This window comes from Amycolatopsis samaneae, from assembly GCF_039541975.1.
Classification (GTDB): Bacteria; Actinomycetota; Actinomycetes; order Mycobacteriales; family Pseudonocardiaceae; genus Amycolatopsis; species Amycolatopsis samaneae.
In genome coordinates this window covers 127,769-142,761 of the sequence record NZ_BAABHG010000016.1, presented here as the reverse complement: position 1 = coordinate 142,761, position 14,993 = coordinate 127,769, and the positions used below count along the sequence as shown (strand labels likewise).

Annotated in this window: 12 protein-coding genes; 6 read left to right on the top strand and 6 right to left on the bottom strand. The window is 72.5% G+C overall.

Features of this window, described 5'->3' with window-relative positions; translation table 11 throughout:
• Window positions 1-59: 59 nt before the first annotated feature.
• Window positions 60-1,142, top strand: a complete 1,083-nt coding sequence (locus ABD987_RS35205) for a neutral zinc metallopeptidase (RefSeq protein ID WP_345404410.1) — start codon at window positions 60-62, stop codon at window positions 1,140-1,142.
• On the opposite strand, the gene ABD987_RS35200 is transcribed toward ABD987_RS35205, so the two are convergent.
• Complete coding sequence (locus ABD987_RS35200) at window positions 1,135-1,566, bottom strand: hypothetical protein (RefSeq protein ID WP_345404407.1); 432 nt, start codon at window positions 1,564-1,566, stop codon at window positions 1,135-1,137. The two genes, ABD987_RS35205 and ABD987_RS35200, sit on opposite strands and share 8 nt — an antisense overlap.
• Before the next feature lie 90 nt (window positions 1,567-1,656).
• Window positions 1,657-2,736: a potassium channel family protein gene (locus ABD987_RS35195; RefSeq protein WP_345404404.1), complete on the bottom strand. Its 1,080-nt coding sequence runs from the start codon at window positions 2,734-2,736 to the stop codon at window positions 1,657-1,659.
• A 92-nt stretch (window positions 2,737-2,828) separates the two neighbouring features.
• On the opposite strand from ABD987_RS35195, the gene ABD987_RS35190 reads away from it, so the two are divergent.
• Window positions 2,829-3,215 (top strand): DoxX family protein, encoded by a 387-nt coding sequence (locus ABD987_RS35190; RefSeq protein WP_345404401.1) that lies wholly within the window; start codon window positions 2,829-2,831, stop codon window positions 3,213-3,215.
• 147 nt (window positions 3,216-3,362) lie between these two features.
• On the opposite strand, the gene ABD987_RS35185 is transcribed toward ABD987_RS35190, so the two are convergent.
• Both ABD987_RS35185 and ABD987_RS35180 read right to left on the bottom strand, forming a co-directional pair.
• Window positions 3,363-6,683: an ATP-dependent helicase gene (locus ABD987_RS35185; protein WP_345404398.1), complete on the bottom strand. Its 3,321-nt coding sequence runs from the start codon at window positions 6,681-6,683 to the stop codon at window positions 3,363-3,365.
• Window positions 6,680-9,898 (bottom strand): ATP-dependent helicase, encoded by a 3,219-nt coding sequence (locus tag ABD987_RS35180; protein WP_345404395.1) that lies wholly within the window; start codon window positions 9,896-9,898, stop codon window positions 6,680-6,682. Before ABD987_RS35180 ends, ABD987_RS35185 begins: the two co-directional genes overlap by 4 nt.
• Before the next feature lie 73 nt (window positions 9,899-9,971).
• Here ABD987_RS35180 and ABD987_RS35175 point away from each other — a divergent pair, with 73 nt between their 5' ends.
• Both ABD987_RS35175 and ABD987_RS35170 read left to right on the top strand, forming a co-directional pair.
• Window positions 9,972-10,295: an MGMT family protein gene (locus ABD987_RS35175; protein ID WP_345404392.1), complete on the top strand. Its 324-nt coding sequence runs from the start codon at window positions 9,972-9,974 to the stop codon at window positions 10,293-10,295.
• Window positions 10,296-10,321: 26 nt separating this feature from the next.
• Entirely contained in the window at window positions 10,322-11,185 is an 864-nt protein-coding gene (locus tag ABD987_RS35170) for a siderophore-interacting protein (protein WP_345404389.1), read from the top strand.
• 331 nt (window positions 11,186-11,516) lie between these two features.
• Here the strand turns inward: ABD987_RS35170 and ABD987_RS35165 are convergent, their stop codons facing one another.
• A complete protein-coding gene (locus tag ABD987_RS35165) occupies window positions 11,517-12,332 on the bottom strand; it encodes a uroporphyrinogen-III synthase (protein WP_345404386.1) in 816 nt (271 codons plus the stop codon).
• Window positions 12,325-13,302, bottom strand: a complete 978-nt coding sequence (locus ABD987_RS35160) for a helix-turn-helix transcriptional regulator (protein ID WP_345404383.1) — start codon at window positions 13,300-13,302, stop codon at window positions 12,325-12,327. The genes ABD987_RS35165 and ABD987_RS35160 overlap by 8 nt, the downstream gene beginning before the upstream one ends.
• A gap of 84 nt (window positions 13,303-13,386) precedes the next feature.
• Between ABD987_RS35160 and ABD987_RS35155 the strand changes: the two genes are divergently transcribed.
• On the top strand, window positions 13,387-13,791 hold the full coding sequence (locus tag ABD987_RS35155) for a DUF3224 domain-containing protein (RefSeq protein ID WP_345404380.1): 405 nt from the start codon (window positions 13,387-13,389) through the stop codon (window positions 13,789-13,791).
• A 15-nt stretch (window positions 13,792-13,806) separates the two neighbouring features.
• Entirely contained in the window at window positions 13,807-14,925 is a 1,119-nt protein-coding gene (locus ABD987_RS35150) for a DNA glycosylase AlkZ-like family protein (protein ID WP_345404377.1), read from the top strand.
• The last annotated feature ends 68 nt before the right edge of the window (window positions 14,926-14,993 follow it).

The following is a 14,993-nucleotide window of genomic DNA, read 5'->3' as shown; positions in this document are numbered from 1 at the left end:
GTGTACCCCCGGTTCGCGCTAGGACCGCTGTGACCGTCTAGACCCCGGGGACCGCATCGATGACGCAACCGCCCCACGGCAATCTGCCGCCGCGCGGACCCGTCCAGCCGCCGCCCGTGCCGGGCCAGCCACCGGCCGCGCCCTGGCCGCCGGGCCAGCACCACCAGTACCCGGTGGCCCCGCGCCGCTCACCCGGCGCGATCATCGGCATCTGCCTCGGCGCGGTCGCCGTGCTCGTGCTGGGCCTGGTCGCGATCGTCGCGCTCAACAAGAACGACACCCCGGTCGCGTCCACCGGCTACCAGAACACGCCGTCGCCCTCGGCCCCGAGCGAGCTGCCGCCCGCCGGCGCGTCCTCGCCGCAGTCGGCCACCGTCACCGCGCCGCCCCCGTCCTCCTCCGCGCCCAGCAGCGTGGGGCCGCAGAAGATCCTCAAGCTGGGCGATCACCCGATCCTGACGGACAAGAACGCCGGCCTGCAGAACCGGGTCTGCAACCTGCCCCCGTGGCAGAGCACGCAGAGCGGCGCCGAGGCCTTCTTCACCGCCGCCAGCAAGTGCCTCGACGCGGCGTGGGGCCCGTTCCTGGAGGCCTACCACCTGCCGTTCGTCCCGCCCGCGCTGCACTTCCCGACCGGCGCCAGCTTCGAGACCGAGTGCGGCACCATCCAGGTCGGCATCGCCACCGCGGCCTACTACTGCGAGAACAACCTCTACGTGCCCTTCCGCGGGTTGCAGACCGACCAGTACGGCAACAACCCCGGCGTCTACCTCGCGCTGTTCGCCCACGAGTACGGCCACCACGTCCAGGAGGTCGCCGGGCTGATGGACGCCGCCTGGCAGAAGATCTACGAGGCCGGCCAGAACAGCCCGGCCGGGCTGGAGATGTCGCGGCGCAAGGAACTGCAGGCCCAGTGCTTCTCCGGGATGTTCCTCGGCGCGCACGTCGACCAGGGCGGCACGGTCACCCGCGACATGTACAACAAGGCCTGGAACGACCAGGAGACCCGCGGCGACAACACCTCGCGGAGCAGCGACCACGGCACCAACGCGCACTACGCGGCGTGGTGGCGGGCGGGCGCGGTCAACGACCGGATCGCCGACTGCAACACCTTCGCCGCCCCGCCCTCGGAAGTCAGCTGACCGCCGCGACGCGCGGGCCGCGCACGTACAGGAAGGCGTAGCAGGCGCCGGCGAAGCAGCTGAACACCAGCAGCGCGAGCCCCAGCGGCATCCGCGCGCCGCTGGACCCCTGCGAGGTCTGCGCCGCCCGCACCGCGACCGGGCCGTCGGCCGCCGCGTTCTCGGGCACGGTGACCTCGACCCGCTCGCCGGGGCCGTGCCCGCAGCCGCTGAGCGTGCCTTCCCTGGTCTTGCCCGCGATCGTGACCCGGACGGCCTCCACCGGGTCGGGCATCGTGCACGAGGTGGGCTTGACGATCTCGGCCTGCGCCGGGGTGCCGCCCCCGGCCGCGGCGATGCCGAACAGCCCCGGTCCGGCGAACCAGGCCAGGAAAACGACCACGGCGCCGACGGCGGCGGCGATCGCCACCGACGTCCACCGCACGGAGGGCTGTCTGACAGGGTCCGGTCGCACGTCGCCCATGCTTCCAGATCCCGGCGGTGAAACCCACAACGGCGGCGGGACTCACCCGGCTCAGCGTTCGATCTTCTCCGCGGAAGTCACCTTTTTCACATACAGCAGCCGGTCACCGGGCTCGATGGCGTCGGCCTGCGGCGCGTCCACCCGGTACAGCGTGCCGTCCCGGACCAGGCCGAGCACGATGTCCGGCAGGTGCCTCGGGGAGCCACCCTCCTCCGACGGCTCGACCGCGCGCTCGGCGATCGCCAGCCCCGACTCCGGGGTCAGCAGGTCCTCGACCATGTCCACCACCAGCGGCGTCGCGGTCGCCATCCCGAGCAGCCTGCCCGCGGTCTCGCTGGAGACCACGACCTGGTTCGCCCCGGACTGCTTGAGCAGGTGGACGTTCTCCGCCTCCCGCACGCTCGCCACGATGTGTGCCTTCGGTGCCAGTTCACGCGCGGTGAGCGTCACGAGCACGGCGGTGTCGTCCCGGTTCGGCGCCACCACGACGGCCTTGGCGTGCTGCACCCCGGCCACCCGCAGCACGTCCGAGCGGGTCGCCGAACCGTGCACGGTGACCAGGCCGAGCGCGCCCGCGGCGTCCAGTGCCTGCTGGTCGGTGTCGACCACGACGACCTGGTGCGCCGCGAGGTCCTCGTCGCCGAGCAGCGACTTGACCGCCGACCGGCCCTTCGTGCCGAACCCGACGACGACGGTGTGGTCACGCACCTTCGTCCTCCACTTCTGGATCTTGAATGCCTGCCGGGAGCGCTCGGTGAGCACCTCCAGTGTGGTCCCGACCAGGACGATGAGGAAGAGCACCCGCAGCGGCGTGATCACCAGGACGTTCACCAGCCGCGCCGAGGAGGTCGCCGGGGCGATGTCGCCGTAGCCCGTGGTCGAGAGGGAGACGGTCGCGTAGTACAGGCTGTCCAGGAGGGACAGTCCGTCGCCGTTCGCGTCGCGGTAGCCGTCGCGGTCGAGATAGACGATCAGCACGGTCGCCAACAGGGCGAGCAGCGCGCCGACGATGCGTTTCACGATCGAACGCATCGGACTGACCGTCAGCTCCGGCATCTTGATCACGCCGACGAGCTCGTGGTCGGGACGGTCGCTGAGCAGGCCGCTCAGCTGGCGTTTCAGGCCCCTCATGCACCGGCTCCGCGCGATCGGTGTGCGGCGTCACTCACACCGGCGAGAGTAACCGAGAGCAGGCGGTCACGCCGCATGCCAGAGTGTTCGGCATGCCAGCGAATTCTCAGCGTTCCCAGCGACCGGCGAAGCTGCTCGCCGGGCTGCTCGCGACCGGCGGAATCCTGCACTTCATCGCCCCCAAGCCCTACGACTCGATGATCCCGAAGCAGCTACCGGGCGGCGCCCGCGCCTGGACCTACGGTTCGGGTGTCGCCGAGATCGCGGTCGCCACCGCCGTCGCGGTCCCGCGTACCCGCCGCCTCGGCGGGCTGGCCGCCGCGCTGCTGTTCGCCGCCGTCTTCCCCGGCAACGTCAAGATGGCCGTCGACGCCCAGCGCCGCGGGACCCCGCTCCCGCTCCGCCTCGTCGCCTTCCTCCGTCTCCCCCTGCAGATCCCCCTGGTCACCTGGGCCCTGAAGGTCCGCGACCGCGCGTGATCCGCCAGAGATCCCGCGTGCCCCGCCGGAGGTCTCACGTGATCAGACGGAGATTTCGCGTGATCGGGCGGGGTCCTCGGCCAATCACGTGAGATCTCCGTTCAAGCACGTGAGATCGCCGGTGGATCACGTGAGGTCGCCGGTGGATCACGACTCGGGGATGGCGCGGAGGAGGTTCCGGAGGCCGTCGGCGTCGAGGAGGTCGGCGGGGCGGACGGTCCGGTCGTGACGGACGTAGTGGAACGCCGCGCGGACCCGCTCGACGGGGATCCTGTTCAATGCCGCCCAGGCCAGCCGGTACGCGGCGAGCTGCACGGCCAGCGCGGGCATCCGGTCCGGGCCCGGCACCGCGCCGGTCTTCCAGTCGAGCACTGTCCAGCCGCCGTCGGGATCGGCGAACACCGCGTCCATCCGGCCCCGCAGCGTGATGCCCTCGACCTCGGCGGAGAACGGGACCTCGACCGCGTGCGGTACCCGGGTGGCCCAGTCGCTCTTCTCGAACGCGGCCTGCAGCTCCTCCAGGTCGGTGTCCGGCGCCTCCCCGACGTCCGCCGCGCCGGGCAGATCGTCGATCTCCCACAGCTGCTCGCCGGAGAACCGCTGCTCCAGCCAGCCGTGGAACGCGGTGCCCCGGCGCGCGAAGGTGCTGGGCGGCAATGGAAGCGGACGGCGCAGGCGCTGCGCGAGCAGTTCGGGGTCGTCGGCGAGCGCGACCAGCTGGCTCACCGAAAGGTGCGCGGGCAACGCGACCCGCTCGACGCGGTCACGTGCCCTGGCCCGCTCGGCGAGCAGGACGTCGGTGTCGGCGATCCAGCCGTCCGGATCGTCCACAGTGTCCGCTGGCTCCTCGGCGTTCCCGTCGTCCATGGTGTCCTCAGTGGACGATTCAACCGGTTTCGGCGGTTCGTCCACAACGGACTCCATCGCCGCGCGGACCAGGTCGACGCCCGCCGCGACACCGGTCCGCCGGTCCCCCAGCGGGTCCACCGGCCACCGTGCTGCCCGGGATTCGGACACCAGCGGATTCTCGGCGTCCTCGTCCGGCTGATCCGCCCAGACGTCGAGGTGCCCGGCGTCCGCCGAACGCAGAACGTCCGCGATCTCGGTCAGGAACTCCGACGGTCCCTTCGGCCGCGTGCTGCTCTCGTTCCACCAATGCCCGGAGACGATCAGCGCGTGTTCGGACCGGGTGAGCGCGACGTAGCACAACCGCCGTTCCTCGTCGGCCTCCTTCGCCGCGAAACCCTCCTCGTGCAGTTCGAGACCTTCCTGCACTTCCTTGCGGTCATAGCCTTCGGCAACGCGCAGTTCGGGCAGGTCCTGCGCGTCGCCGCGCAGCGCCGCGGGCAGCGCCGTGGAGGTCCGCAGCCAGGAGGACGACCGCCGCTTGCCGGGGAACACCTCCTGCACCAGGTGCGGCACCGCGACGACCTGCCATTCCAGGCCCTTCGACGAGTGCACGGTGAGCACCTGGACCCGGTCCGGGACCACCTCGACCTCGCCGGGTGTCAGGCCGTCCTCGGCGTGCGCGGCGGTGTTCAGGTAGTCCACAAAGGACAACAGGGTGGCGGTCGGCGCGGTCTCGGCGTAGTCGGTGACGACCTCGGCGAACGCGTCCAGGTGCGCCCGGCCAGCCGATCCGGGGCGGGCCAGCGATTCGACGTCGAGCAGCATGGTGCGCTCGACGTCGGCGACCAGCTCGGGCAGCGACTGGTCGAGCCTGCGGCGCAGCGCGGCCAGTTCCCGGCCGACCCGCTGGATCCGCCGGTAGCCCTCGGGTGAGTAGCGGTCCTGATCGCCGGGGTCGTCGACGGCGTCGATCAGCCCGGCCTGTTCCGCGCGCTCGGTGACCAGCTCCGGAGTGTCCACACCGGACTCGTTCGGCGCGGCGGGCACCGGCGAGGACAGCTCCCCTGCCCGGCGCCACAGCGCGGCGAGGTCCGCGGCGGCCAGCCGCCAGCGCGCGCCGGTCAGCAGCCGCGCGGCCGCGCTCCCGGCGAGCGGATCGGCCAGCACCCGCAACGTGCTGACCAGGTCGGCGACCTCGGGCTCGTCGAGCAGGCCGCCCAGGCCGACGACCTCCACCGGCAGGCCGCGTGCCCGCAGTTCGGCCGCGATCGGCGCCATGTCGGCCCGCCGCCGCACCAGCACGGCCGCGGTCGGCGGTTTCCCGGTCTCCTCCTTCACCGCGAACCAGCGCCGCGCCAGCGCGTCGGCCACCCACTCCCGTTCGGCGCGGATGTCCGGCAGCAGCGCACACGCGAGGTCCGCGGGCCCCGCGCCGTCCCGCGCGCGCAGCCGCTCGACGCCGAGGCCGCGGGCCCTCAGCGGTTCGGCGATCGCGTTGGCGAGGTCGAGGATCTCGGCCGGGTTGCGGAAGCTGGTCAGCAGCCCGAAGTCGTGCGCGGGCAGGAGACGATCACCGTCGTGCCGGGGGAAGTCGGTGGTGAAGCGCGGCAGGTTCGCCGCGCTCGCGCCGCGCCAGCCGTAGATCGCCTGTGCCGGGTCGCCGACGGCGGTCACCGGCATCGGCGGGTGCTCGACGCCGCCGAACAACGCCCGCAGCAGCACGCGCTGGGCGTGCCCGGTGTCCTGGTACTCGTCGAGCAGCACGGCGCCGTAGCGTTCCCGCTCGCCCGTGACCACGGCCGGGTAGCCGCCGGCGAGCTGCGCCGCGAGGGACATCTGGTCGGCGAAGTCGAGCGCACCCTCGGCCCGTTTGCGCCGGTGGTACTCCTCGACCAGGGGCAGGAGCGCGAGCCGGAACCGTTGCGCCGCCATGATTTCGGTGAGCTTCACCGGCAACGCGGCCCGCTGCCCCTTGGCCCTCGGCGCGTACTCGATGACGTCGCACAGCCACGAGGTGTACTGCGCGAGCCGTTCGGTGGTCACCAGGTGCTCGCCGAGTTCGCCCGCCAGCGCCAGCAGCTGCGCGGTTACCGTCGAGGGCACGCGGTCGGTGTCGAGGTCACTGTCCCAAGTGGACACGACGCGGTGCGCGATCTGCCACGAGGAAGTCTCCGACAGCAGCCGCACGCCGGGCTGCACCGGCAGCCGCAGCCCGTGTTCGGACAGCAGACGTCCGGCGTAGGCGTGGTAGGTGAGCACGGTCGGCTCCCCCGCGAGCACGGTGGCGCGCAGGCCGCCACCGGGGTCGAGCCGGTCCAGCAGCCCGGATCCGGCCAGCCGCCGCAGCCGGGCGCGGACGCGTTCGCCGAGCTGGCGCGCGGCCTTGCGGGTGAAGGTCAGGCCCAGCACCCGTTCCGGTGTCACGATTCCGTTGGCGACCAGCCAGACGACGCGGGCGGCCATGGTCTCGGTCTTGCCCGCGCCCGCCCCGGCGACGACGAGGGAGGGTTCGACCGGCGCGGCGATCACGGTGGCCTGCTCCGGGGTGGGGCGGTGCAGGCCGAGCGCGTCGGCGATCTCGGCGGGTTCGACCGGGTTCGCGATGAGCAGCGGGCTCACGGGCCGGTCACCTGCCTGCCCTCCGGGCGCAGCGGGCAGCAGCCGCGGGCCGGGCAGCGGTCGCAGTCGGGATTTTCGTTCGCCTGGTAGTCCGGCCCGACCGCGGCGGCCGCCGCGTCCCGCACCAGGTTCAGCCACTGCTTGCCGCCCTCTTCGTCGAGCGGCGCCTGATCCCGTTGTGTGGCCCCGGTTTTGTTGTTGGACTTCGCGACGTACACCAGCCGCGCGCCGCCGGGGACGTTCTTGCCCTCGAGCGCGCCGAGCAGCACGGCCAGCTGGTAGGCGGCCAGCTGTGGGTGTGCCTCGGCGTCGGCGCCGGACACCGGGACCTTGCCGGTCTTGATGTCGACGACGACCGGGCGGCCGTCCTTGTCCAGTTCGACGCGGTCGACGCGGCCGCGGAGCAGGACGCGGACCTCGTCATCGCCCATCGGCAGCTCGACCTCGATGTCCTGTTCGACACCGGCCTCGATCAGCTCGCGGCGGCTTTGTTCCAGCCAGGACACGAAGTTGCGCAGCATCTGCTCGACGCGGGTGCGCTCGCGGCGGGAGAACCAGGGCGCGCCGGCGTCGACCCGTGCCCAGGCGTCGTCGAGCGCGGCGCGCAGCTGGTCCTCGGTGCTGCCGCCCGCGACGGCCTGCGCGAGACCGTGCACGAGTGTCCCGGTGACCGCGGCGAGCTGGGCCGGATCACTGCCGCCGTGCCGTTCGATGAGCCAGCGCAGCGGGCACTTGACCAGGATTTCCACTGTGGACGGTGAGACGCGCATCAGCTCGCCCGGCTTGTGCACCGGGTCCGTTGTGGACGGTTCGAGCAGGCCGTACCAGGTGTCCGGGTGCGCGCCGGGCACCCCGGCGTTGGCCAGCCTGGCGAGCTGGGCGGCCGCGCGCCGCCGCCGTTCCGGGTCGCTCTTGTCGTCGCAGACGACCTCCCGCAGCTCACCGACGAGCTCGGCGAGCACGAGGGAGCGCCCCGGCGGTTTCATGCGGGAGTCCAGTGCCCCGTCCTCGGCGCCGTTCTCCTCCAGGTCGTCGAGGAAGCGGGAGGGTTGTTCGTCCTCACCCGCGACCGCGGTGACCAGCAGAGTCCGCCGGGCGCGCCCGGCGGCGAGGTAGAACAGCCGCCGTTCCTCGGCGAGGATCGGGGCGGTAGCGGACACCATGTCGTCGTCCACTCCGGACAGCAGGTCCACGAGTTTTTCCACGCCCAGCACGGATCCGCGCAGACGCAGATCGGGCCAGGCGCCCTCCTGCACCCCGGCGACGGCGACAACCGTCCATTCGCGACCCGCGGCGGCGTGCGCGGTCAGCAGCGAGACGCCCTCGGCGGGGATCGCGGCGGGGGCGAGGGTGTCGCCGCCGATGTTCTGCGCGGCGAGGTAGTCGGCGAAGGCTGCGACACTCGCGCGCGGCAGCCTGTCGACATAACGACCGGCGGCGTCGAACAGCGCGACCACGGCGTCGAGGTCGCGGTCGGCCTGCGAGCCGAGCGAGCCACCGCGTTCGACCAGCCGCAGCAGCCGGTCCTCCTGGCCGCTGGCCTGCCACAGCTCCCACAGCACGTTCTCGACGCCTTCGCCGCGCCGCACGGCTTCGCGTGTGACGTGCAGCAGCTTGCCGACGCGGCGGATCGGCCCGGCCTCGGCGTCGGCGAGCCCGGCGAGAATGTCCCCGCCCCGCAACGCTTCCACGAGTAGCTCGTCGCTGGCGCGCTGACCGCCGCCGGCGAGTTCGAGCCGGCGCAGGCCGCGCCGGAGGCGGCGCAGGGCGAGCGGATCGGCGCCGCCGAGCGGGGAGGACAGCAGCATCTCGGCGAGGTCGGCGTCGAGCAGTTCCGGTTCGGCCGCCAGCCGGAGCACGGCCAGCAGCGGCCGGATGGCGGTCTGCTTGGCCAGCGGCAGTTCCTCGGTCGCCGAGCCGATCGGGACGCCCGCGGCGCGCAATGCCCGTTGCAGCACCAGGAAGGTCCGGGCGGGTGAGCGGACGAGTACCGCGATCTCCGACCACGGGACGCCGTCGACGAGGTGGGCGCGACGCAGCTGGTCGGCGATCCAGCTCGCCTCGGCGGCGGGGGTCGGCATCAGCCGGACGCGGACCTTGCCGCCACGCGCGTCCGGCGGGGAAACGATCTTGCGGTGCGGTGAGGCGCCGGGGAGCGTCGCGGCGAGTTTCGTGACGGCGGCGCGGATCGTGGGCGCGAGGCGGTGCGACGTGGTGAGCGTGACGGTGCGGTCGCCGTCGGGGTCGGCGTCGGCGAACAGCCGGGGATCGGCGCCGCGGAAGGAGAACACGGACTGGTCGGGGTCCCCCGCGACGACGAACTCCTCGGCCGCGTGGCCGATCGCGCGGATCAGCTGGGTCTGCAGCGGGTCGAGGTGGTGGGCGTCGTCGACGAACAGGTGCCGCACGCGGGCCTGTTCCCGCGCGCGCAGTTCCTCGTCGTCCTCCAGTGCCAGCAGCGCCGAGGTGACCAGCTCGGCGGCGTCCAGCGCGGGCGCGCTCGCGCGGCCGAGCGCGTTGCCGCCGGAGCCGGAGAGCATCGTGACTTCCTCGTACTGCGCCCAGAACGTGCCCGCGGCCACCCATTCCTCGCGGTCGCGGCGGCGGCCCAGCTCGACGAGGTCCTCCGGGCCGAGTCCGCGTTCGGCCGCGCGGGACAGCAGGTCGCGCAGTTCCTCGGCGAAGCCGGGGACGAGCAGCGCGGGCCGCAGCTGCTCGGGCCAGCCGGGCGCGCCCGCCTCCAGGTCACCGGCGAGCAGTTCGCGGACGACGACGTCCTGTTCGGCGCCGGCGAGCAGGCGCGGTGCGGGCAGTTCCTCGGCGGCGGCCTCCATGCGCAGCAACGCGTAGGCGTACGAATGGACCGTTCGCACCAGGGGTTCGCGGACGGTACGGGGCAGCAGCGAGTGCTGCTCGGGGTCCGACGTCAGGCGCCGGGTGATGTCGGCCCGCAGCGCCTCGGCGGCCCTGCGGGAGGTGGTGAGCAGCAGCACGCTCTCCGGGTCGGCGCCGTCGGCGATGCGGCGGGCGGCGGCGGAGGCGAGCAGCGCGGTCTTCCCGGTGCCGGGGCCGCCGAGCACACGCAGGAAGCCCTGGGGCGCGGACAGCACGCGCCGGGCGCCGGAATCCCAGGTGAACGTGGGCGTGCCGGGGGCCGGCGTGCGCACCAGCCGCGCGCTCGCCTGACCCGTTCTCCGCGCGTTCACATCTGGCATGGAATCACGCGACGCGGCCGTGCCCCCGCACCGGCTCGCCGAACTGTCGTACCCATGCGGCAAAGTGCGGGGTATGGACGACGAACTGCACGAACGGGTGCGGTCGGTGATCGCCGACGTACCGGCGGGCACGGTCGCCACCTACGGCGACATCGCGGCGCTGTCCGGCGCGCCCTCCCCCCGGCTGATCGGGCGGATCCTCGCCGAGGACGGCCACGACCTGCCGTGGCACCGCGTGCTGCGCGCGAACGGGACTCCGGCGCCGCATCTGCTGCACGAACAGCTGGAGCGGTTGCGCGCCGAAGGTGTCCTGGCCGACGACCAGCGCGTGGACCTGCGGAAATACCGGTGGCGTCCGGAAGGCGCCGAAGATCACGAACCGGAGGGGCTTTTCTGAACGGTTCTTTAGGTTAGGCTGCCCTAATGAGTACGCAGGCTGACCGCAAGGCGCTGACCTACCATCACGCGCGCGTGACGGGGGTCCGGCGGATCACCCCGCACATGACCCGGGTGACGTTCTCGGCGTCGTCGTTCGGCGAGGTGCCCGCCGGGCCGCCGGATCAGTACGTGAAGGTGTTCTTCCCGCTCGAAGGCCAGGAAGAGCCGCGGCTCCCGCCGCCGGTACTGGGTGACGAGGTGTTGTCGTGGTATCGCACGTACCTGGCGATGCCCGACGACACGCGCCCGCCGATGCGGACCTACACGGTGCGCGCGCACCGGCCGGCGGAGTGCGAGATCGACGTCGACTTCGTGCTGCACGGCGACAACGGGCCCGCCTCGGCGTGGGCGGGGCGCGTGGCGCCCGGCGATCGCGTCGCCTTCACCGGGCCGCACGGGCTGTACAAGGTCCCCGACGACACCGACTGGCAGCTGCTCGTCGGCGACGAGACGGCGTTGCCCGCGATCGGCGCGATCCTGGAGGATCTGCCGCCGTCCACGCGGGCGTCGGTGTACGTCGAGATCGGCGAGTCTTCGGAGCGGCAGACGTTCGAGACCCAGGGTTCGGTCGAGTTGCACTGGATCCTGCGCGGTGCGCGGCCGCACGGCGACGCGCTGCTGGACGCCGTCCGCACGGCGGAGCTGCCCGGCGGCGCGCCGTACGCGTGGGTGTCGGGCGAGGCGGGCGTGGTGAAGCTCGTCCGCCGTCATCTGGTCCGGGAACGCGGCGTGGACAAGCGCGCGATCTGCTTCACCGGCTACTGGCGCCAGGGCGTCAGCGAAGAGGCCGCGAGCCGCGAAAGCGTGCGGCAGATCGAGTCCGGCCAGCTCCCCACCGACGACGACTGACGCCATCTTTTCTTCCGACGTGCTCTGAAGGCCACCTTGAGAGACTTGAACGCCCTCAAGGTGGCCTTCGGAGCATTCCTTCAGCGGTCCGTGAATGCCACATTGAGGGACTCAGAGTCCCTCAATGTGGCATTCACGGACCACCCCTGACCTGCGGAAAACGAGCAAGGCATGATCCGCCGGCTCAGGAAGGTGCCGAAGGACGCCTTCGGTGCATCCAGCGCACTGAAAGCGCCCTTCAGCACGCCCAGCGCACTGATGGCGTCCTTCAGCACACGCCGCCGCACTTCAGCACACGCCGCCGCGCCGGAAAAAGAGCAAGGGACCTTTGCTATCGCCCGGCGCCGGACAGCTCGGTGACCAGCAGTTTCACCAGTGCGCCGAGCCGCTGCCGTTCCGGCTGCCGGGTCGGCACCCCCGCGGCCTCCAGCGGCGCCGCGGTGACCGGGCCGACGCACGCGCACAGTGGCGAGCCGCTCCGCAGCGTGGCGACCAGCTCGTCGTAGCGGCCGTGTTCCCTGGCGAGCGTCAGCAGATTCCCCGCCGCAGGCGCGCTGGTGAACGCCAGCGCGCGCAGCTGCCCGGACAGCACCGCGTCGATCAGCTCCAGCACCGGCCCCGGCGCGGCCGAATGCCACCGGTAGGGCTGTACCGCGACGACGTCCGCGCCCGCGGCGGTCAGCGGGCCGGTGAATTCGGGCAGCGGGGTCCCGTGCAGCTGGACGACGACCCGAGCGCCCGCCACCCCGGCCTCGGTCAGCGCCCCGAAGAGTTCCGCGTTGCTTTCGCTCGCCGCCGAGAACGTCTCGCGCAGGCCCGCGCCGCGTAGCGCGCCGACGGCTTTCGGCCCGCGCGCGAAGATCCGGGACGCACCGAGCGCGTCGAGCAGCGGCTGCCGCAGTCCCCAGCCGTCGGCCGCGTCGAGCCAGCCGCGGAACCCGGCGCCGGTGGTGACCGCGGTGAAGCCGACCGACGAGGACAGCACCGCCTCGGTGCCGGCCCGCAGTTCGGGGTCGGCGTCGAGCGGGACGATGGTGATCGTCGGCGCGTGCCGGACCTCGGCGCCGTACCGGGCCAGCGCCGCGATGAACTCGCCCGCCCGGCGTTCGGCGGTGACGCCGATGGCGACCCCGGTGAGTTCACCCATAGCTCGCGCTCATCTCCTCGATCGCCTGGGCCACCTGCGCGCGCAGGTCCGCCGGGGCCAGCACCTCGAGATGCGGGCCGAACCGCAGCAGTTCCCCGATCGCGGGCTCGCCCGGCTCGACCGGCAGCTCCATCGTCAGCCAGCCGTGCTCGTCGGGCCCGGCCCCGCTCTCACGCGCGGCGGCGAGCGCGCGAGCGCCGACCGACCCCGCGTAGAACGGTACGAGAGCCTGCGCGCGCGGCGACAGGCGCACCCTCGCGACCCGGGGATACATCCGCCGCTCGAACTGCTCGGACCACTCCCGCCAGTACTCGGCGAGATCGAAGTCCGCCGGCCGCTCGAACCGCTCGCCGAGGTCGTCGAGCTCCAGCACCCGCGAAATCCGGTACGTGCGGTCCGTGCCCTCGCAGCGCCCGGCGAGGTACCAGTTGCCTGCCTTGAGAATCAGCCCCAGCGGCTCGACGACCCGTTCGACGACGCGTTGTCCCCACCGTTCGTAGCGGATCCGGATCCGGCGGCTGCCCCACACCGCGTCGGCGACCGCCGAGAGCACCGGCAGGCTCTCGATTCCGCGATGCCAGCCGGGAACGTCGAGGTAGAAGCGCTCGGCGACGCGTCCGGCTCGGCTGCGCAGCTCCTGTGGGAGCGCGGCGTACAGCTTCAGCTGCGCGGCGGCGAGGACGGTGCCGAGGCCGAGTTCGGCCGCGGCGACCGGGAGCCCGGCCAGCGACAGCGACTGCGCCTCCTCCTCGGTCATCCCGGTCAGTCGGGTGCGGTAGCCGTCGACGAGCTGATACCCGCCAGTGCGGCCGCGATCGGCGTACACCGGGACGCCGGACGCCGACAGCGCCTCGATGTCGCGGTACACCGTCCGGACCGAGACCTCCAGCTCGGCGGCCAGTTCGTCGGCGGTCATCCGGCCGCGGTTCTGCAGCAGGAGGAGGACCGACAGCAGTCTGCTCGCACGCATGATTTCAGTATCGCCGAAAAACCTGACACAAGCTGACAGGTATGGACGGCAGAATGGTCCGCAACGACGAACGAAGGAGACTGGATGGCCGAGAACAGCTTCACCATGAACAACTGGGACGAGCGGATCGTCAGCGGCGGCGAGGGCGAGCCGCGGGTGGCCCACGCCCACGCCACGTTGACCTACTCCGGGGTCATCGAGGGCGAGGCGACCTGTGACTACCTGCTGTTCTACCCGGGCGAGGGCTACGACGGCGGCGGGACCACGTCACCGGGGTACGACCGGATCGAGGGTTCCGTCGATGGTCGCAAGGGAACGTTCGTGCTGCGGCACGAGTTCACCTTCGACCTCGAAGGACTGTCCTCGACGTTCACCGTCGTGCCGGGCTCGGGTACCGGCGAGTTGGCCGGGTTGACCGGAAGCGGCACGATCAAGGGGACACCGGGTGTGCTGACGGTGGCCTACACGTTCGAGTACACAGTGGACTAGAAGGGCGGTCTCGCGGTGAATGTCGACCGGGTTCAGGTGCTGGCGCACCGGATCGCCGCGCACGGACTGCACCGGGCCGGGGCCGACGCCGCCGAACTGGCGGTGTTCGACCTCGGCCTGCAGGACAGCATGCGGGACACCGCCCTGCTCGGGCTGGTCGCGCGGCTCGGCGGGGAGGTGACCCCGGAGTCCCTTGTGGACGATGACCGGCTGGCGCTGGCCTGGTCGCACCGGGGCGCGCCGCACTTCCACCGGCGTGCCGGTCTCGCCGAGCTGACCGCGTCGCTGGTACCGCTCGACGAGGCCGACGCGCTGGCCCGGATAATGTGGCAGCGCAAGCAGGTGCGGGAGGCCGGGCTGGACGCGCTGGAGGTGCTGTTCACCACGGCCCGCGCGATCCGGAAGGTCGTCAAGGGGCCGATGACCAAGGGCGCGGTGAGCACCGCGATCACCAAAATCCTGCCACCCGCCTTCTCGCGCTGGTGCCGGGGCTGCGACGCGACGCACGTCCACGAGCAGCTCATGCGGGTGGCCACGCCGCACGCCGGTGTCCGGCTGGAGGCGGGCGAAAGCCCCGCCACGCTCGCGCCGCTGGAGGATCGCGGCCCGATCCGGACGAAGCCGGACGTCGCCGCGGCCACCCGCGTCGTGGAGCGCTACCTGCGGATCAACGGCCCGGCCGCCCCCGGCGACGCGGCCGGTTACGTCGGCACCACCCGGTCGGCGCTGGACCGGATGTGGCCCGAGGGCCTGGCGGAGGTCGACGTCGACGGCAGGCGGACCTTCCTGCCCGCCGATCTGCTGCCCGCGCTGGAAAACCCGCCGGAGCCGGACCTCGTGCGGCTGCTGCCGCCGCTGGATCCGTTCGTCCAGGCACGGGACAAGGCGGTGCTGGTACCGGATCCGGCGCGGCAGAAGGAGGTCTGGCGGATGCTGGGGAACCCGGGTGTCCTGCTCGCGTGCGGCGAGATCGCCGGGATCTGGCGGACGAAGTCGGCGGGCAAACGGCTCGCCTTCGCGATCACCGCCTTCGACCCGCTCCGCCCCGCCGACCGCGACGCCGCCGAGGCCGAAGCCACCCGAGTCGCCACCGCCCGGGGCTTCACCGCCCCCACCGTCACCTGGCTCCCCTGACCCCGGAACGCCTCGATATCCCCCTAGCGCACCCCCCACCCGCCCTGGGGGCCAGCCCTGCACCAGCG